Annotated in this window: 17 protein-coding genes; 9 read left to right on the forward strand and 8 right to left on the reverse strand. The window is 69.4% G+C overall.

What is annotated here, in order from left to right:
- Positions 1-14: 14 nt before the first annotated feature.
- Positions 15-509: a hypothetical protein gene (locus tag AB0E63_RS34740; protein WP_360375591.1), complete on the reverse strand. Its 495-nt coding sequence runs from the start codon at positions 507-509 to the stop codon at positions 15-17.
- A 165-nt stretch (positions 510-674) separates the two neighbouring features.
- On the opposite strand from AB0E63_RS34740, the gene AB0E63_RS34745 reads away from it, so the two are divergent.
- Both AB0E63_RS34745 and trmB read left to right on the forward strand, forming a co-directional pair.
- Positions 675-3,659 (forward strand): bifunctional [glutamine synthetase] adenylyltransferase/[glutamine synthetase]-adenylyl-L-tyrosine phosphorylase, encoded by a 2,985-nt coding sequence (locus AB0E63_RS34745; RefSeq protein ID WP_360375593.1) that lies wholly within the window; start codon positions 675-677, stop codon positions 3,657-3,659.
- Positions 3,660-3,838: 179 nt separating this feature from the next.
- Entirely contained in the window at positions 3,839-4,549 is a 711-nt protein-coding gene (trmB, locus tag AB0E63_RS34750) for a tRNA (guanosine(46)-N7)-methyltransferase TrmB (protein ID WP_360375595.1), read from the forward strand.
- On the opposite strand, the gene AB0E63_RS34755 is transcribed toward trmB, so the two are convergent.
- Positions 4,521-7,157, reverse strand: a complete 2,637-nt coding sequence (locus AB0E63_RS34755) for a family 78 glycoside hydrolase catalytic domain (protein WP_360375597.1) — start codon at positions 7,155-7,157, stop codon at positions 4,521-4,523. The two genes, trmB and AB0E63_RS34755, sit on opposite strands and share 29 nt — an antisense overlap.
- A gap of 330 nt (positions 7,158-7,487) precedes the next feature.
- Here AB0E63_RS34755 and AB0E63_RS34760 point away from each other — a divergent pair, with 330 nt between their 5' ends.
- From AB0E63_RS34760 to AB0E63_RS34780, 5 genes are all read left to right on the forward strand, one after another.
- The gene (locus AB0E63_RS34760; protein ID WP_360375599.1) at positions 7,488-8,414 is read left to right on the forward strand and encodes a sulfite exporter TauE/SafE family protein; all 927 of its coding nucleotides are present in this window, start codon (positions 7,488-7,490) and stop codon (positions 8,412-8,414) included.
- A 57-nt stretch (positions 8,415-8,471) separates the two neighbouring features.
- Positions 8,472-9,539 carry an ABC transporter substrate-binding protein gene (locus AB0E63_RS34765; protein ID WP_360375601.1) on the forward strand — a complete coding sequence of 356 codons (1,068 nt, stop codon included), beginning with the start codon at positions 8,472-8,474 and terminating at the stop codon, positions 9,537-9,539.
- A gap of 149 nt (positions 9,540-9,688) precedes the next feature.
- Complete coding sequence (locus AB0E63_RS34770; protein WP_360375603.1) at positions 9,689-10,486, forward strand: ABC transporter ATP-binding protein; 798 nt, start codon at positions 9,689-9,691, stop codon at positions 10,484-10,486.
- The gene (locus tag AB0E63_RS34775) at positions 10,473-11,351 is read left to right on the forward strand and encodes an ABC transporter permease (protein ID WP_360375605.1); all 879 of its coding nucleotides are present in this window, start codon (positions 10,473-10,475) and stop codon (positions 11,349-11,351) included. The genes AB0E63_RS34770 and AB0E63_RS34775 overlap by 14 nt, the downstream gene beginning before the upstream one ends.
- An 81-nt stretch (positions 11,352-11,432) precedes the next feature.
- On the forward strand, positions 11,433-11,873 hold the full coding sequence (locus AB0E63_RS34780) for a PLD nuclease N-terminal domain-containing protein (protein ID WP_360375607.1): 441 nt from the start codon (positions 11,433-11,435) through the stop codon (positions 11,871-11,873).
- 53 nt (positions 11,874-11,926) lie between these two features.
- On the opposite strand, the gene AB0E63_RS34785 is transcribed toward AB0E63_RS34780, so the two are convergent.
- The 6 genes from AB0E63_RS34785 to AB0E63_RS34810 all read right to left on the reverse strand — a co-directional run bounded on the left by AB0E63_RS34785 (position 11,927) and on the right by AB0E63_RS34810 (position 14,658).
- Positions 11,927-12,220: a WhiB family transcriptional regulator gene (locus AB0E63_RS34785; protein WP_131350551.1), complete on the reverse strand. Its 294-nt coding sequence runs from the start codon at positions 12,218-12,220 to the stop codon at positions 11,927-11,929.
- Between the two features lie 198 nt (positions 12,221-12,418).
- Entirely contained in the window at positions 12,419-12,784 is a 366-nt protein-coding gene (gene crcB / locus AB0E63_RS34790; protein ID WP_360375609.1) for a fluoride efflux transporter CrcB, read from the reverse strand.
- Entirely contained in the window at positions 12,781-13,179 is a 399-nt protein-coding gene (gene crcB / locus AB0E63_RS34795; protein ID WP_360375611.1) for a fluoride efflux transporter CrcB, read from the reverse strand. Before crcB (AB0E63_RS34795) ends, crcB (AB0E63_RS34790) begins: the two co-directional genes overlap by 4 nt.
- Complete coding sequence (locus AB0E63_RS34800) at positions 13,172-13,720, reverse strand: histidine phosphatase family protein (protein WP_360375613.1); 549 nt, start codon at positions 13,718-13,720, stop codon at positions 13,172-13,174. Before AB0E63_RS34800 ends, crcB (AB0E63_RS34795) begins: the two co-directional genes overlap by 8 nt.
- Positions 13,721-13,729: 9 nt before the next feature.
- Positions 13,730-14,077: a hypothetical protein gene (locus tag AB0E63_RS34805; protein ID WP_360375615.1), complete on the reverse strand. Its 348-nt coding sequence runs from the start codon at positions 14,075-14,077 to the stop codon at positions 13,730-13,732.
- 65 nt (positions 14,078-14,142) lie between these two features.
- Positions 14,143-14,658 (reverse strand): GNAT family N-acetyltransferase, encoded by a 516-nt coding sequence (locus AB0E63_RS34810; protein WP_360375617.1) that lies wholly within the window; start codon positions 14,656-14,658, stop codon positions 14,143-14,145.
- A gap of 254 nt (positions 14,659-14,912) precedes the next feature.
- Here AB0E63_RS34810 and AB0E63_RS34815 point away from each other — a divergent pair, with 254 nt between their 5' ends.
- Positions 14,913-15,992, forward strand: coding sequence for a 3-deoxy-7-phosphoheptulonate synthase (locus AB0E63_RS34815; RefSeq protein ID WP_360375619.1), 1,080 nt, complete (start codon positions 14,913-14,915; stop codon positions 15,990-15,992).
- A gap of 172 nt (positions 15,993-16,164) precedes the next feature.
- Positions 16,165-18,240: a phosphocholine-specific phospholipase C gene (locus tag AB0E63_RS34820; protein WP_360375621.1), complete on the forward strand. Its 2,076-nt coding sequence runs from the start codon at positions 16,165-16,167 to the stop codon at positions 18,238-18,240.
- The last annotated feature ends 43 nt before the right edge of the window (positions 18,241-18,283 follow it).

Genomic DNA, 18,283 nt, shown 5'->3' on the forward strand with positions numbered 1-18,283 from the left:
TTGCCACCAGGCGTTCAGACCTTGGCCGGCTCCGGAGGTGCGTCGTCCGAGGCGTGCTGTGAGGTCCAGCGGGACGCCGCGGTGGAGTGCCGGTACGGCGCCTCGCCCGGGGCAGGAGGTGTGATAACCGGCAGCGGCGGCTCTTCCCTGGGTGCGATGACCGGGGTGCCGTCGGCGGCGAGGGCGTGCACTTCCTCGACCGTGAGCAGGCCGACCGGGCGGACCCCTTCGGTGATCACCACCATGCAGCCGGGGATCACCTGCTGGGCCCGGTTTCCCTTGCCTGGCACGAGAATCCCCTCGGCCGGCGTCCGCCAGGCTCCCGGCGCGAACCGGCGCAGCGCGATCCCGGCCTGACCGTCCTCCGCCGTCCGCGGCGGCAGGAAAGCGGTGGCTGTGTAGTCGTAGTCGTAGTCCGGCTCAGGCGGCCCGGACACTCGCCCACCCTGCTGGGGCGTCAACCAGACCACCGTGCCCCGCACCGCGAGCGACCCCGTCATCATGACCATGAGAAGCCATCATGCCGATTACTGAGCGAATCCGCTACACGACACCGTGTATTGACCGCAATCATCCCGCGATCTCTTCGCGATCTCATAACACTGAGTATGAGGGGTTCGGCAGAGGTTGAGCCCGGGCGCATCGGGGCGGGGGTGTTTGGGTAGCCTGCAGAGGTGGCTGAGGCTCGGCGGGGTTCGTGGGAAGGTCGGCTGGTTCGGCTCGGTTTCGCGGATCCGCGGCGGGCCGGGGTGATGCTGGAGCAGCTGGACGCGCTCGATGCCCGCAGCCCGATGGTGACCGAGCAGTTGATCGCCAGTTTGTCGGAGTCGGCGGATCCGGATCTCGCGCTGCACGGGCTGTGCGGGATGGCCGAGGCGCTGCATCGGCATCAGTACGACCTCGCCGCTTTCGCGCGCACGCTCGAGGTGGACGACGGTTTCCGGCGCCGGCTGGTGTTCGTGCTCGGCGCGAGTGAGGCGCTCGGCCGGCATCTCGGCGTACATCCGCGGCACTGGTACGACCTGGCGGACCCTGCGCTGGCGGGTGCCCGTCCGTCGGTCGAGGACGTCGCTGCCAAGCTCGCCAAGGCCGTCGACGCCGAGAACCCGGTCGACGCGCTCCGGGTCGAGTACCGGCGGCTCCTGCTCCGGCTGGCCGCGCGCGACCTGGCCGAAGGGCTGCTGGTCGACGAAGTGGCCGCGGTCCTGGCCGACCTGGCCGGGGGAGCGCTCGAGACCGCCCTGCACATCGCCCGCAACGACTACTTCGCCGCTCATCCGGGCGCCGCCGACTGCCGTCTGGCGATCATTGCCATGGGCAAGTGTGGCGGCCGCGAGCTGAACTACGTCAGCGACGTCGACGTACTCTTCGTCGCCGAGCCGCTCGATGGTGAGCCGGAGCTGCCCGCGCTCAAGACTGCGAGCCAGCTAGCCGCCGCAGCGATGCGGATCTGCTCGAACCACACCGGTGAAGGCACGCTCTGGCCGGTCGACGCCGCGCTGCGCCCGGAAGGCAAGTCCGGCCCGCTGGTTCGAACTCTCGACAGTCATCTCGCCTACTACCAGCGCTGGGCCAAGACCTGGGAGTTCCAGGCCCTGCTCAAGGCCCGTCCGGTTGCGGGCGACGCGAAGCTCGGTCAGCAGTACGCCGAGAAGACTGCGGAGCTGGTGTGGTCGGCGGCCGACCGCGAGGGGTTCGTCGGCGACGTCCAGGCGATGCGACGGCGCGTCATCGACCACATCCCCGCGGCCGACATCGATCGCCAGCTCAAACTCGGTCCCGGCGGTCTGCGTGACGTGGAGTTCGCCGTACAACTCCTGCAGCTCGTCCACGGCCGCAGCGACGAAGCGGTCCGCAGCGGTACGACGCTCGTCGCGCTGGAGTCACTTACCACGAACGGGTACGTCGGCCGCACGGATGGCGCCGTACTCGCGGATGCCTATCGGTTCCTGCGGTCGATGGAGCACCGCATCCAGCTGTACAGGCTGCGGCGTACGCATCAGGTCCCCGACGACGAAACGGACCTGCGCCGGCTCGGCCGCTCGCTCGGGTTCACGAAGAACCCGATCACCGAGCTGACCGCCGCCTGGAAGAAGCACGCGCTCGAGGTACGTAGGCTGCACGAGAAACTCTTCTACCGACCGCTCCTCGCAGCCGTCGCGCGGATCCCCGGCCAGGAGGTGCGGCTGACACCCGAAGCCGCGAAGCAGCGGCTGACCGCGCTCGGGTACGCCGATCCCGCTTCCGCACTGCGGCACATCGAGGCACTGTCCGAGGGCGTGTCGAGGCGATCGTCGATCCAGAAGGCACTGCTCCCGGCGATGCTCGGGTGGTTCGCGGAGTCGCCGGATCCGGACGCGGGACTGCTCGCCTTCCGGACGATCTCCGACTCCCTCGGGTCGACGCCGTGGTATCTGCGTCAGCTCCGTGACGAGGGCGCGTCGGCGGAGCGGCTCGCCCACCTGCTCGCGAGCGGCCGGTACGCCGTCGATCTGTTGCAGCGCGCGCCCGAAGCGACCGCGATGCTCGCCGACGAACGCGAGCTCGTGCCACGGACACAGGAGGCCTTGCTGACGGAGATGTCCGCGGCCGCCCGCCGGCAGGACGAGCCCGATGCCGCGGTGGCCGCGATCCGGGCGGTCCGGCGGCGCGAGCTGTTCCGCGTGGCCGCGGCGGATCTGTCCGGGTTGCTCGATGTCGAGGCGGTCGGGCTGGCGCTGACTGTGATCACGGCCGGAACGCTCACGACGGCGTTGGAAGTTGCGCGCCGGACGATTGCCAAGGGACAGCCGGAGCCGACCCGGATGGCGATCGTCGCGATGGGCCGATTCGGCGGCCACGAGCTCGGGTACGGCAGCGACGCAGACGTGATGTTCGTGCACGACCCGAAGCCGGGTGCGGACGAGAAGGCGGCGACCGACTTCGCCACTCAGGCGGCGACCGAGTTCCGGCGGCTGCTGGCATTGCCTGGCGCGGATCCGGCGGTCGCGGTCGATGCCGACCTGCGTCCCGAGGGTCGCCAGGGACCGTTGGTCCGGACGTTGGCGTCGTATGCGTCCTACTACGCGCGTTGGTCGGCGGTGTGGGAGGCGCAGGCATTGCTGCGGGCCGATCCGCTGTGTGGTGACGCGGATCTGTGTCAGTCGTTCCGCGAACTGATCGACCCGTTGCGCTACCCGGCGAACGGGGTCAGCGAGCGCGATGTGATGGAGATCCGCCGGATCAAGGCGCGGGTCGACGCGGAACGGCTGCCGCGCGGCGCCGACCGGGCCACGCACACGAAGCTCGGCCGCGGCGGACTCGCCGACATCGAGTGGACCGTGCAGCTGCTGCAGTTGCGCGAGGCACACCGGGTTCCGAGTCTCCGGACGACGCGCACGCTCGGCGCACTGCAGGCCGGGGTCGAGGCCGACCTGATCGACCCGACCGAGGCGGACATCCTCCGCCGGGCCTGGGAGATGGCCACCCGGATCCGCAACGCGATCATGCTCGTCCGGGCCCGGGCCAGTGACTCGCTGCCCCGTGACCCCCGCGACCTGGCCGCCGTCGCCCAGATCTGCGGTTACCCGCCGGGCGAAACCAGCCGCTTCTCCGACGACTACCTCCGCCTCACCCGCCACGCCTCCAACACCGTCGCCCGCCTGTTCTGGGACGACTAGGTCGTGCCTGGTGGTCCCGCGCCGTAGCGAGCAGGTGCTCGGTGCGGTGCATCGGCGTGCTGGAGCGAAGGTCACGATGCGGATCCATCATGGCCTTTGCTCCAGCACGGCGAGGTGCCGTGCCGAGTGCCGCGCAGTAGGCGCGGGGCCGCCAGGCACGACCTAATAGACTCCGGCTGGTGAATGCTGTGGATCAGGTCCGGCAGGAGGGCGTTTTCAGCCACGTCCGGCGGAGTGTGCGGATGACGGTTGGACAGCAGCGTGTCTGGGAGACGCACTGGTCCGAGCTGGGACGGCGGCTGGAGGAGTTGCCGCCGGGGCAGGTCGACCTCGCCGCCTGGTTCGAGCGGGACGCGCCGACCGTGCTGGAGATCGGGTCGGGGATGGGTGACGCGACGGCTCAGCTCGCGGTGGCGGCGCCGGAGCTGAATCACCTGGCCGCGGAGGTGTATCCGGCCGGGCTCGGCCAGTTGATGTTGTGGGTGGAGAAGTATGACCTCGACAACGTCCGGCTGCTGCACGGCGACGCGCTCGACTTCCTCCGGGACCACGTGGCCCCTGGCACGCTGGCCGGCGTACGCATCTACTTCCCGGACCCGTGGCCGAAGAAGCGGCACCACAAGCGGCGCCTGGTCACACGCGCGTTCGTCGCGCTGGTGGCGTCCCGGCTGCAGCCTGGCGGGACGTTGCACCTGGCCACCGATTGGGCGGACTACGCGGACCGGATGCTCGAGATCTGCGAGGCCGAGCCGCTACTACGCAATCAGTACGACGGCTGGGCCCCGCGACCGGAATGGCGGCCGGTGACCAAGTTCGAGACCCGCGCCCAGGCCGAGGGCCGGGAGTGCCGCGACCTCCTCTTCACGCGGGTGACGCCGAGCGACTCGTGAAGCTCCACTGCCCGGCCGGCACCGTGTAGATCGTGTAGCCGTCCTCGTACGCCGGCTCGCTCACCAGCGGACCAGGTACGGCGGTGACGTCCGAGGCAGCCGCGGACGGTACGTGGACCTCGGCCGTCGTACCGACCGGGACCTGGACCTCCACCGACAGCACCCGGCTCGTCCTCTTCCAGACGACCGACACCCGGCCGCGAATCGTCTCGGTCCGGATGCTCGCGGAGTCCACCTCGCCCCGCGCGTCCGGCCGGACCACGATCCGCTCCCAGCCGGCGTCGACGTTGCGGAGACCGGCGACGTTCTCGAAGATCCATTGAACGACGGTGCCCTGGAAGTAGTGGCTCCGTGAGCGGGAGTCGTCCTCCCACTTCTCCCACATCGTGTCCGCGCCGAGCTCGAACCAGTAGCCCCAGCTCGGATAGGTCCGCTGCAGCGCGACCTTCGTCGCCACCTCGCCGTACCCGTGCGCGGTGAGGACCGGCAGCAGTACGCCGACGCCCAGGCAGCCAGTGTTGAGATGGAAGCCTCGCGCCTCGACGTCGGCGGCCAGGTTGGCGGCGACCCGCTCGACCAGTTCGCCGGGCACCATCCCGGACGCCAGCGGTACGGCGTTCGACGTCTGCCGGTAGTCCGGGTCGTCGGCGGACCGATACCGGCCGGCCTCGCGATCCAGGAACGCACGGTTCAGACCGTCGGCGAGCTCGGTCGCTGCCTTGCGATAGTTGTTGGACTGCCCAATGATGTCGCCGATCTCCGCCGCCGCGAGCAGGGCCCGGTAGAGGTACGCCGTCCCCGTGAGCCGCCGGTCCTCCGGCGCCGGGCCCTTGCCGAAGCCCGGTGGGAGCCAGTCGCCGAGCACGCTGACGGACAGCCCGTCCTCGACCCGGTCGAGCTCCCACGACAGGTAGCGGGTGAGCGGTTCCCAGTGCTCACGCAGCAGCCGGTCATCGCCGTACGAGCGATGCATCTCGCGCAGCAGAAACGGGTAGACCGTCGGCCACTCGGTCGCGGGGGAGAGGTCGGTGAACCCCCAGCCGCTGGACGGGACGATCACCGGCAACTGTCCCGACGCGACCTGGCTGTCCCGGATGTCGCCGAGCCACTTGGTGAAGAACCGGGCCAGGTCGAACGTGGCCAGCATCGTCGGCCCGCCCACCTGCGCGTCACCGGTCCAGCCGTTCTTCTCGTACAACGGCGTGTCGGTCGGGATCCCGTGCAGGTTGCTCAGGATCGTCCGGCGCATCGCCTGGTCGAACTGCTCGTACGACGGCTGCGTCGAGGCGAACCTGGTCACCGTCGGAACGTCGGAGTTGACGACCCGCATCGCCACGTCCGGACGCTCCGCGAGTCCTTCGATCTGGACGTAGCGGAAACCCTTGTAGGAGAAGCGCGGCTCCCAGGTCTCCACGCCCTGGCCGGCGGCGATGTACTCGTCTCGCTGGATCCGGTCGCCCTCGACGTGCCCGTTGACCGCGACCACGTTGCCGTCGGCAACCGTCTCGCCGTGCGTCAGGCTGATCGTCGTACCAGCGGCAGCGGTCACGGTGAGCCTGGTCCAACCGGCCACGGTCCGGCCGAAGTCGGCCAGCCACACCCCGGGGCCGGCCTCGGTGAGCTCGATCGGGTCGACGGTCTCGATCACCCGGATCGGCTCGTGCGCCTGCGCGACCAGCTTGCCCTTCGGTGCGTCGACCACAGTGGCTGCGGACCACGCCGAGGCGTCGAAGGCGGACGTGTCCCAGCCGGGGAGCGCGCGGCGGGCGTCGTACGTCTCGCCGAGGTACAGGGAGTCGGAGAGCGTCGGGCCGCCGGTGATGCGCCAGGTCTCGTCGGTGATCACCTCGGCGGTGCGGCCGTCGTCGTACTCGATCACCAGGCGCGCGATCAGGCGCGGGTCGGCGGTCCAGGGGGTCTGGTGCCAGCGCCAGACGTTCGGGCTCGTCAGACCGAAGAACCCCCGGCCGAGCTCGGCGCCGGCCACGTTGTCGCCGGCGCGCAGCAGGTCGGTGACGTCGTGCGTGGTGTAGAGGACGGTGTGGTCGTAGGCGGTGAAGCCGGGGTCGAGGACCGCGTCACTCACCGCCTGGCCGTTGAGGCGGAGGTCGGCGTACCCGAGGCCGCTCGCGTACAAGCGCGCTCGCCGTACTGTCCCGTCGACCTCGAAGGCCTGGCGCAGGAGCGGAGCGCTGTCGACCGCGCCGCCGATCCAGCGGGCGTCGCCGAACCCCTCGTCGAGGAGAGCGGTCTCGAACCATTCCGGCTCAGCCCACTCGCCGATGCGGTCAAGGCCGTCCCACAGCCGCACGGTCCAGTGGTAGCGCATGCGGGCTGCTGTCGGGCCGTCGTACTCGATGCCGAAGGTCCGCGCCGACGCCACCTTGCCGGAGTCCCACACATCCGCGCTCTCCGGCGTCACCAGCTCCGGCGACGTAGCCACCAGGACCTGGTACGCCGATTGCGCCGCGCCGTACCCCGGAGCCGTGGCGACCCAGCTCAGCCGCGGCCTGGTCACCTCGATACCTAACGGGCGGACGGCGTACTCGGTCTTGAGGGATCGGGCAGTCAGCGGACCACCAGGCGTCCATCCGTCCGGCACGTGCATCAGGCGCTCCTCAAGCTCGTCTCGGCACCCCGAGGACCCTAGGCAGCCGGGTCGGGCGCTTTCAACATTCTGACCAGATCCGGACGATGATCGAAAATGATCGTTTGTCTCACTTCGCGATTTGTCGTCTCACATCGCGAAACCTGAGCATGTTACTCGACTTTGTCCGCTTTCATGGATGCATGCAGGTCACCTCGAACGCTCCCGGCGCCGCGCTCACGCGCCGCCGGCACGTCGACCTGCTGCGCGTGAACTCTTCGGGTTGTTGACCTCGGCGTAGGACCTTCCGCCTTCCGTCCGCGTCTCCTCCCGACCCGTAGGAGCAGCTCCGTGCGTCGTCTCATCCTGATCGCCTTGCTGGGCTCGATCGCCCAGCTCGTCGACGGCACCCTCGGCATGGCGTACGGCGTCACCGCCAGCACCGCCCTGCTGATCACCGGGATCACCCCGGCCGTCGCGTCCGCGTCCGTCCATCTCGCCGAGGTCGGCACCACCCTCGCCTCGGGACTGTCGCACTGGCGGTTCGGCAACGTCGACTGGCGCGTGGTCGCGCTGATCGGGGTGCCGGGTGGGGTCGGCGCGTTCGCCGGCGCGACGTTCCTGTCCAGCCTGTCGACCGAGTCCGCCTCGGTCTGGGTGGCCGGTCTGCTGCTTCTGCTCGGTGTCTACATCCTGGCCCGGTTCGCGACCGGGAAGGTGCGGGCGATCGTGGAGGGCCGGCCGGCTGGCAAGTTCCTCGGCCCGCTAGGTCTGGTGGCCGGGTTCATCGACGCCACCGGTGGTGGCGGCTGGGGTCCGGTCGCGAACTCGGCACTGCTCAGCAGCGGCAAGCTCGCACCCCGGCGCGCGGTCGGCTCGGTGAACGCCGCCGAGTTCATCGTCTCGGTCGCGGCCAGCGTCGGGTTCCTGTTCGGACTCGGCCGGCAGAACCTGCCGTTCAGCATCGTCGGTGCGCTGCTGATCGGCGGCGTTGTCGTGGCGCCGCTGGCGGCCTGGCTGGTGTCCCGGCTCGCCACCCGCTGGCTCGGTGTCGGTGTCGGCCTGGTGCTGATCCTGACCAACGCCCGGACGCTGCTGAACGGCCTCGACGTAGCCACCGCGCCGCGGTACGCCGTGTACGGCGCTCTCGTCCTCGGCTGGGCCGCGGTCGTCTGCTACGGCATCCGGTTCGCCGGCCGCCGCACGGTCGCCGAGGCTGAGCACGTTCTCGACGAGTACAGCCTCGATGACGAGCGTGACCTCGAAACCGTCTCCTGACCTGCTCTTTTTCTTCCGCCCGCGGCCGACCGGCCGCCCGCAACTGAAGGTCTACCTGTGAGCATCTCCAGCTTCCGTCCTGCCCGTCTACTCGTCGCTGCCCTGGCCCTCGCGGTCGCCGCCGCCGGCTGCTCCCGGGCGGACAAGGACGAGACCCCGGCCGCCTCGTCCGACAAGGGCCCGGCCACCGAGCTCCGGCTCGGCTACTTCCCGAACGTCACCCATGCCGCCGCGCTCGTCGGCCTCGGCAAGGGCCTGTTCACCAAGGAGCTCGGCAACACCAAGCTGGTGCCGACCAAGTTCAACGCCGGTCCGGAGGCGGTCGGCGCGCTGCTCGGCGGCTCGCTGGACGCGTCGTTCATCGGCTCCGGTCCCGCGATCAATGCCTACGCGAAGTCGAACGGTGAGGCGGTCCGCCTGATCGCCGGTACGACGTCCGGCGGCGCGCAGCTCGTGGTCAGGTCGACGATCACCAAGCCCGAGGACCTGGTCGGCAAGACCGTCGTCACCCCGCAGCTCGGCAACACCCAGGACGTCTCGCTGAAGAAGTGGCTGGCCGAGAAGAACCTGACCGGCAAGGTCAAGGTGACCAACCTGGAGAACGCCCAGACCCTGGACGCGTTCAAGAAGGGTGACATCGACGCCGCCTGGCTGCCCGAGCCGTGGTCGTCGCGACTCGTTCTGGACGCCGGCGCGAAGGTGCTGCTGGACGAGGCCACGCTCTGGCCGGACGGCAAGTTCCCGACCACGGTGCTGATCGTCCGGACCCAGTTCCTGCAGGAGCACCCGGAGACGGTGAAGGCGCTGCTGAGCGGCCTGGTGGCGTCGATCGACTTCGCCAATACCGACAAGGCGGCGGCCAAGACCGTGGTGAACGCGCAGCTGAAGGAGGCGACCGGCAAGGCACTGAAGCCGAACGTGATCGACCGCGCGTTCGAGAACATCCAGATCACCGCCGACCCGATCGCGTCCACGTTCCCGCAGCTGGCCAAGGACCAGGTCACCGCGGGGATCGCCAAGGCGGCGCCGGCGGTGGCCGGGTTCGCCGACCTCGGCCCGCTGAACGACGTACTCAGCAAAGCAGGCAAGCCGGCCGTCGACGCCGCCGGTCTCGACACCAAGTAAGTCACGCAGCCACCGAGGAGGCAGACCATGACAGTGCTTTCGGCCGGGCCTTCGGCACCGGCAGGGTCATGGGGCCTTGGCTCCCGGCCTTCCGTCGTCGTTCCAGTCGCTTCGCTCCCTCCACTCCTCAGTCCAGGCCGGGAGGCCCCATGACCGCGATAGTTGAGTCTGATCGGACCGTGTCGGACCGTGTGGTGAGTCCGGTGCGGTTCCACCAAGTGGGCAAGGCGTTCGGGACCGGCCGGAAGGCGGTCGTGGCGCTGGACGGCGTCGATCTCGAGGTCGGGGCCGGAGAGTTCGTCTGCCTCCTCGGGGCTTCGGGCTGCGGCAAGACCACGTTGCTCAACCTGGTCGCGGACCTGGACCAGCCGACGAGCGGCCGGATCGAGCTGAACTCGTCGCGGCCGGCCGTCGTCTTCCAGGAGCCGGCGCTGATGCCGTGGCTGACGGCCGCCGGGAATGTCGAGCTGCCCTTGCGGATGGCCGGCGTACCCAAGTCGCAACGGCGTGCGAAGGCTGCCGAGCTGCTGGAGCTGGTCAGGCTGGCCGGGTTGGGCGACAAGCGGCCGCACGAGTTGTCCGGAGGCATGCGGCAGCGGGTTGCGCTGGCCCGGGCGCTCGCGTCGACGACGGACAACACCGGCTCCGGAGCCGGCAAGCCGTCGTTGCTGCTGATGGACGAGCCGTTCTCGGCGCTGGACGCGATCACGCGTGACGTGCTGCAGGGCGAGCTGCTGCGGATCTGGCGAGCCACCGGTACGGCGATCCTGTTCGTCACGCACGACGTCCGCGAGGCCGTGCGGCTCGGGCAGCGCGTCGTACTGCTGTCGTCGCGGCCTGGCCGGGTCGTGCGCGAGTGGGATGCGGAGAACCTGCCCGAGGCCGAGGCGGTCGACGAGATCAACGCCGCACTGCGCAAGGTGATCAGTAGCCATGCCGCAGCCTGAGGTTCTGGAACACGGGTCGGTCGAGGCCGGCCTGGATGCGCTGGACACGCCGGTCATCGCGGCGGAGGGCTCGCGGATTAGGCGTCTCGCTGCGCGAGTGCTGCCACCGATCGGTGCGATCGCACTGTTTGTCGTCGTGTGGCAGCTGTTGTGGGCGGCCGCGTTCTGGCCCGAGTTCAAGCTGCCCGCACCGGCCGACGTGTGGGGGCAGATCTGGCAACTGGTGACGAGCGGCAAGATCCTCGAACTGTTCTGGGTATCGGTGCACCGGGCCGTGATCGGCTTCGCGCTGTCGCTCGTGATCGCCGTACCGCTGGGACTGGCGATCGCCAACATCAAGGTCGTACGCCGGGGGATCGGGCCGCTCGTCTCGGGGCTGCAGAGCCTGCCGTCGGTGGCCTGGGTGCCGGCCGCGATCCTGTGGTTCGGGTTGAACGACCGGGCCATCTACTGGGTCGTGCTGCTCGGCGCGGTGCCGTCGATCGCGAACGGGCTGGTGTCCGGACTGGACCAGGTGCCGCCGATCCTGCCGCGGGTCGGCAAGGCGCTCGGTGCCGGCCGGCTGGGCGGGATCCGGTACATCCTGCTGCCGGCCGCGCTGCCCGGGTTCCTCGGTGGCCTCAAGCAGGGCTGGGCGTTCTCCTGGCGGTCGCTGATGGCCGCCGAACTGATCGCGACCTCGCCCGAGCTCGGTGAGGGCCTCGGCCAGTTCCTGCACAACGGCATGTCGTTGTCCGACATCTCGATGGTGTTCGCCGGCATCATGCTGATCTTCGTGGTCGGAGTCGGCATCGAACTGCTGGTGTTCCGTCCCCTGGAGAACTCGGTGCTGCGGGCGCGCGGACTGACCGCGTCGACCCGCTGAGTTCCGCCGGATCCGGTTACGGGTTGGCTTCGTGGCCGTCGTGCCGCGGGCGTGTTCCCCGATCCGCCGTACTGTTGGAGCGTGGTCCGATTTCTGCCGTTCCTGATCAGCCTGGTGCTCAGCGTGTACGCGCTGTTCTCCTGCATCCAGACGCCCGACGAGGACGTGCCGCACCTGCCCAAGCTGGTGTGGATCGTCCTGATCGTGTTCGTCCCGTTCGTCGGGCCGATCGTCTGGCTGCTCATGTCGCGGACCCAGTCCAGTCGCGCGGACAGCACCGGACGACCGTCGAAGCCGCCTTCCCGCCCCGTCGCCCCCGACGACGATCCGGACTTCCTGAAGTCCCTGGATCGCTACCGGGATCCGCGGACGACGGCCAAGCCGCCGGAGCGTCCGAAGGATGTGACGAAGGACGAGCCGAAGGAGCCGAAGCGGTCCAAGGCCAAGGACAGCGACAAGGCGAAGGACGCGGAGGCACCGACGGAGGAGACTCCGTCAGAGCCCGACGACGGTAAGGCCTGAGCTTTCGCGCAGGCCGCGCCGGCCGGAACGTGTGTGGTTGGGGGCCGCGGTGACTACGCGGACTTTCGGTGCTCGGGGAGGAGGGTGTTGTCGCGCTCGGACTCCGTGGTGCCGCCCCAGACGCCGTACGGCTCTCCGACCGACAGCGCGTGCTGCCGGCACTCGGGCTGGACCGGGCAGGTGCCGCAGAGCGACTTGGCCACCATCTCGCGGGCGCGTTTGCGAACGCCACGCTCCGATTCGGGCGAGAAGAAGAGCTCCGGGTTGACGTCCCGGCAGGCGGCTTGTGACTGCCAGTCCCACAGATCCATGAGCGGGCGGGGCAGGCGAGGCATCCCTCTCGACATGGCAACCTCCTTGACTCACCGTGAGCGCGGACGGGCGCTCGGTGAAAACTATGCTCAACTCACACCGAGTTCAACCCTTGTTGTCTCGAAGTTCGGTCCATTCGTTATCGCGGAGTTCTCTCGCGGCGCCGTCGCAGGCCATGAGCGGCGCTTTTCACGCGGAGAGCGTGTTCACGTCATCACGTGATGTGACATGGGTCACTTAGACAGCCAGGCGCCGAGAACGGCGGCGAGCAGACCGGCTCCGAGGTTGAGTACGACGTTCAGCACCGCCAGGCCACGGCGTCCGGAAGCGGCCAGCGCGGTCGTCTCCGCGGCGAACGTGCTGTACGTCGTGAACGCGCCACAGAACCCGACGCCGGCGAGCACAGCGATCGTCTGATTACCGACGCCGGTGAGCAGTCCGAGCAGCAGGCTGCCGAGAATGTTGACGGTGAAGGTTCCCCACGGCAACGGACTTTGGATCCGGGTGCCGAGCAACAACCGGGCGACCATGTGCTTGTCCACCAGGAACCGCAGGGGAGCGCCGACCGCGGCGCCGAGGGTGACGAGCAGGACGTTCATCGCGACCGCCCGTTCACGCGACCGAGCCGGCCCCACTCGCCCAGAGCCGCCGCCAGCATCGCTGCGACGACCGTGCCGAAGTAGTAGACCAGGGCAACGACCACGTGCCCGTGCAACAGCTTCTCGGTGTCGACCGCGAAGGTCGAGAACGTCGTGAAGCCGCCGAGGATGCCGGTGCCGAGGAACGGCCGCAGCAGCGGATGCGATCGCGGGGTCAGGCGGGCCAGCAGGACGCCGATCGCGAAACAGCCCAGCACGTTCGTCGCGAACGTCGCCCAGGGAAAGTCACCCGGTCCGTGCGGGAACGCCTCGGCCAGCCCGTACCGGGCCAGTGAGCCGATGATCCCGCCGAGCGCCACCACACCCACGACGCGAGGCAGTTCGGAGTCAGCCATTCTCCGTCGGATCGTAGCGGTAGTACTCGTGCCCGCCGTGCGCGGTGCCGGTCTCGCCGGTCAGCGCCCGGATCACCATCGCGTGCGTGACCGCGAGGACCGGTCCGTCGGTGCTGGCGGTGTGCCGGGCGAGCGCCGCCCGGGCGCGCTCGCGGACCCTGGACAGCGGCTCCCACGGTCGCTGGATGCCTTCCGGCCACTCCCCGTCGTACGCCTCGAGCTCGGCCTGAGCAGCCCGTACGTCGGCCATGCTGCGCCACGACCCCGTGTGGTCCGGCAGCCAGTCGCGCAGGTCGTAGTCGACCCGGACGCCGAGAGCCAGGCGATGACCGATGATCGCGGCGCTGTGCAGGGCGCGCGTGAACGGCGAGCTGACCAGGTAGGTCGCCCGTACGCCGCTGAGGATGTCCGCGAGCTCCTGGGCCTGCTTCGCGCCAAGGGCGGTCAGCGGGGCGGAGTCGGCCGCCATCCCGGGCCACCCCCGCGCATCGATCGGCTCATAATCCGGCTCACCATGCCGAATCAGGTAAATCTGCGTCACGGCCATGTTCTACCTGAGATGGCGGGCGGCTGCCCATCCTCGGGCGTGGCTGGGTGGGACCGGATCGGTGAGCGCGGCGGGTGGCCGGACCTGGTGGAGCTCGTCGAAGAGGTGGTCGACACCCGCGGCGGCCTCGGGTTGGGGATCGATCCAGCGCACCTCGGTCGCACCCTGGTGGCCGTGCACCGCGAGTACGGAGTGCAGATCCGGCCAGACCGCGGTCGCGGGATTGTCACCGCGCCACCGCAAAGCCACCGACCCGTCGCTGAACTCACACCCCTCCGCGACCACGCCCGTGCCTGACACCCCACTTGGATCCCGGTACCGAACCAACTCGAAGGTCCGCGGCCTCACCACCTGCTGCACTCCCCGTTTGTCTCGACCCGTCGTTGCAGCCCTCAACGAGTCCGAACCACCTCCGGTTACTGACGAGCAACCGGACGGCGCATGAAGATCCGCTCCGCCGGGTCCAGCCCGAACGCAATCTCCTCGGCCAGAATCTCGGTCAAACCAGGTGTCAGCTCGTCGGTGCGCAGCTCCACGAACCCGAGGCGCGCGTAGTACGGCCCGTTCCACGGCACCGCCCGAAAGGTGCTGAGCGTCAGCGCCGGCATCCCCTGCCCGGCAGCCCACGAGTCCACGTGGTCGATCAGCCGCCGACCGAGCCCGTGGCCCTGGTGGTCCGGATGAACGCTCACCTGCTCGATGTGTGCCGCACCGTCCACGAGCTTGACCAGGACGAACCCGACGACCTGGTCATCGGCGTCGGTCAGCACCCAGAGGCGGCCGGCCTGACGGAAGTGTTCGAAGACCTGGAGGGACGGCGGTGGGTGCTCCGCGACGTCGGTCATGCCGAGGTTCGCGAAGAGGACGCCGGCGGCCATCTCGAGGTGCTGGAGGAGCGGGAGCTCGTCGGGGCGCGCCGTACGGATGTTCACCGGGTGAGACAACCATGACCAGGGCTCGGATGCCATCGGATTCCGTCCGGGTGCTATCGTCGTACTCGTGAAGCGCAGCTATTGGCGATTTTTTGAGTGGCCGGCCCTGGTGCCGGGCAGCTCAGCCGATCGCTGACGCCCAACCGAACACTCCAGAGCCGGCTCGAAGGCAAGGACATCCGTCCTTGCCTTTTCTCGTTCTCAGCCGGCGCCTGCGACCATCCGCGGCCGTCCGGCGGAAAGGTCTCAGTCCCATGAACACCCTGCCGAAACCGAGCGAACAGACCGCCGTCGTCGATCGGCGGATCGAGAAGACGGTCCCGCTGATCACGCCGCTCGCGTTGCACGACGAACTGCCGCTGAACGACACCCTGGCCCGGACCGTGGTCGACGGTCGCCAGGCGGCGGCCGACGTACTGAACGGCGTCGACGACCGCCTGCTGGTCGTCGTCGGCCCGTGCTCGGTGCACGACGCCAAGGCGGCCCTCGAGTACGCCGAGCGCCTCCGACCGGTCGCCGAGCGACTCTCCGACGGTCTGCTCGTGGTGATGCGCGTGTACTTCGAGAAGCCGCGCTCGACCCTGGGCTGGAAGGGCCTGATCAACGACCCGGGCTTGGACGGCTCCGGTGACGTGAACCGCGGTCTGCGCACCGCACGGCAGTTGCTCTTGCAGGTGACCGAGCTGGGCCTCCCGGTCGGCTGTGAGTTCCTCGACCCGATCACGCCGCAGTACATCGCCGACACCGTCGGATGGGGTGCGATCGGCGCGCGGACAGTCGAGAGCCAGGTACACCGTCAGCTGTCGTCCGGTCTGTCGATGCCGATCGGGATGAAGAACCGCCCCGACGGCTCGATCGGCACGGCGGTCGATGCGATCAAGGCAGCCGCCGTACCGCATGTGTTCACCGGTATCGACCACGACGGCGCTCCCGCGATCCAGCACACCCGCGGCAACCCGGACTGCCACCTGGTACTGCGCGGATCCGACAGCGGACCCAACTACGACGCGGAGTCCGTGGCCGGCGCTGTCGAACTCCTGCGCAAGGCTGGTCTGCCCGAGCGAGTAGTCATCGACGCGAGCCACGGCAACAGCCGCAAGGACCACCGCCGGCAGCCGGTGGTGGCCGAGGAGATCGGCGCGCAGGTCGCGGCGGGCAATCGCGCGATCGTCGGCGTAATGCTCGAGTCCTTCCTGCAGGAGGGCCGCCAAGAGCTCGACCCGACCCGCGAACTGACCTACGGGCAGTCGATCACCGACGCGTGCCTGGGCTGGGAAATCACCGAGACGGTGCTCGAAAAGTTGCGGGACGCCGCGGTCGCCCGACGCGGCTAGCTGTTCATCTGGAGGTCTCACAGCGGCTACAGGGCGACCCTAGGGTCCCGACCATGACTGTGTTGATGCCACGCCTCCGGCGCGGCGGGTCACGGGGCTGGAACTCCCGCCCTTCCCTCGTCGCTCCAGTCGCTTCGCTCCCTCCGCTCCTCAGTCCAGGGCGGGAGGTCCCATGACCGGGATCTCCCGGCGCCTGGTGCTCGGTTCGGCGGTGGGTGGGGCAGCGGTCTCGCGGCTCCCACCCTCGCTGCACACCGCGATGGCGCAACCTGTGCGGCGCGGTGGTCTGCGAGCGATCGAGCACGTCATCGTGCTGATGCAGGAGAACCGCTCGTTCGACCACTACTACGGCACCCTCCGCGGGGTCCGCGGGTACGGCGACCGGCAGCCGCTGCGACTGCGTGACGGCAAGAGCGTCTTCCACCAGCCGAAGACCGGGAGCGGCGAGGTGCTGCCGTTCTCGATCCGCAAGGCGGCCGCCGACGCGGGCCGCAACCCCGACGACATCCAGTACCTCGGCGCGCTGGCCCACGGCTACAAGGACGCCACCCAAGCCTGGGCCAACGGCTGGCACGACGACTGGGTCCAGGCCAAGACGCCGGCCACCATGACCCACTACGAGCGCCGCGACATCCCGTTGCAGTACGAGCTCGCCGAGACCTTCACGATCTGCGACGCGTACCACTGTTCGGTCAACGGCTCGACGAACCCGAACCGCAACTACCTGTGGTCCGGCACCACCGGCTACGAGCCCGGTACGACGCAGCGCGCGGTGACGAACGCGGCGTACTCCTACGACCACGCGGGCTACGACTGGACGTCGTACCCGGAACGGCTGGAGAAGGCCGGGGTGTCCTGGCAGATCTACCAGGAGTGGGACAACTTCACCGACAACGCGGTCGAGTACTTCACGACCTTCAAGGAGCTCGGGCACCGGATCCTGGCATCGGTGCCGGGTGGTTACCGGACCACGGAGGAGTTCTACGACAAGCTCTTCGCGAAGACGCCGGCCGAGCAGGCCGAGGCGCTGCAGCAGCTGAAGGCGGCGGTCGAGAAGCTGCCGGCCAAGGACCAGAAGCTGTTCCGCAAGGCGATGTACCGGTCCGAGCCGGAGTCGCTGATCCCGCGGCTCCGCGCCGACATCAAGGCCGGGACGCTGCCCCAGGTGAGCTGGCTCGTGCCGTCTGCAGTCGACTCCGAGCACCCGGGATCGTCAACGCCGGTGGGCAGCGCGAACCTCGTCTACGAGCTGCTCGACGCGATCGCCGCGGACCCGGAGACCTGGTCCAAGACCGCGCTGTTCATCAACTTCGACGAGAACGACGGGTACTTCGACCACGTCCCGCCGCCGGTCGCACCGCGGCCCGACTCGGGTGCGGGCGACGACTGGTACGCCGGCCAGCCGATCGGACTCGGCCCCCGCGTGCCGATGACGGTGGTGTCGCCGTGGTCGATCGGCGGGCACGTGAACTCGCAGGTGTTCGACCACACCTCGGTGATCCGCTTCCTCGAGCAGTGGACCGGCGTCCGCGAGCCGAACATCAGCACGTGGCGGCGGACCGCGTGTGGCGACCTCACGTCGGCGTTCGACTTCCAGCGTTCGTACCGGCAGCCGTCGGTCGACAAGCCCGGCCCGGTGCCGGCTCCGATCGCGCGCTGGAAGCCGACGCCTCCGGTCGACCAGGCGGTGCCGCAGCAGGAGCCGGGCCGCCGGCCGGCTCGCGCGATCCCTTACCAGCCGTCGGTTTCCGGGCTCGTTGCTGATGGCAAGCTGATGTTGGCTTTCAGCAACGATGCGGCGGAGGCGGCGCACTTCGCGATCTACCCGTACGGCGGTGAGCTGCCGGCGCCCGCGCATCTCGACGTCCGGCGGTCCCAGGTCGAGGAGATCGCGGTCGACGGCCCGTTCGAGCTGGCGGTGCAGGGACCGAACCGGTTCTGGGTCGAGCTGGCCGGCTCGGTCGACGGTGCGGCCGCCGGGCTCGACGTCCGCGCGGACCGGCACGGCGACTCGCTCGAACTCGAGCTGGTCAACACCTCGCGCAAGCCGCTCACCCTCAAGGTGAAGGCCCGCGGGTACGGCAGCAAGACGTCCGTGGTCGAGCTGCGTGGCAAGCAGACCCGGACACTGCCCTGGCCGACCGACGACGGCTGGTACGACGTCGAGGTTACAGTCGTCGAGGACACGACGTACCGCCGCCGCCTCACCGGCCACCTGGAAACCGGCAAGCCGAGCATCACCGGCTGACAGCAAGGTCCGAAGAAGCGAGGGCCAGAGCCCTCGCTCCTTC

This window comes from Kribbella sp. NPDC026596 (assembly GCF_040638415.1).
GTDB lineage: Bacteria > Actinomycetota > Actinomycetes > Propionibacteriales > Kribbellaceae > Kribbella.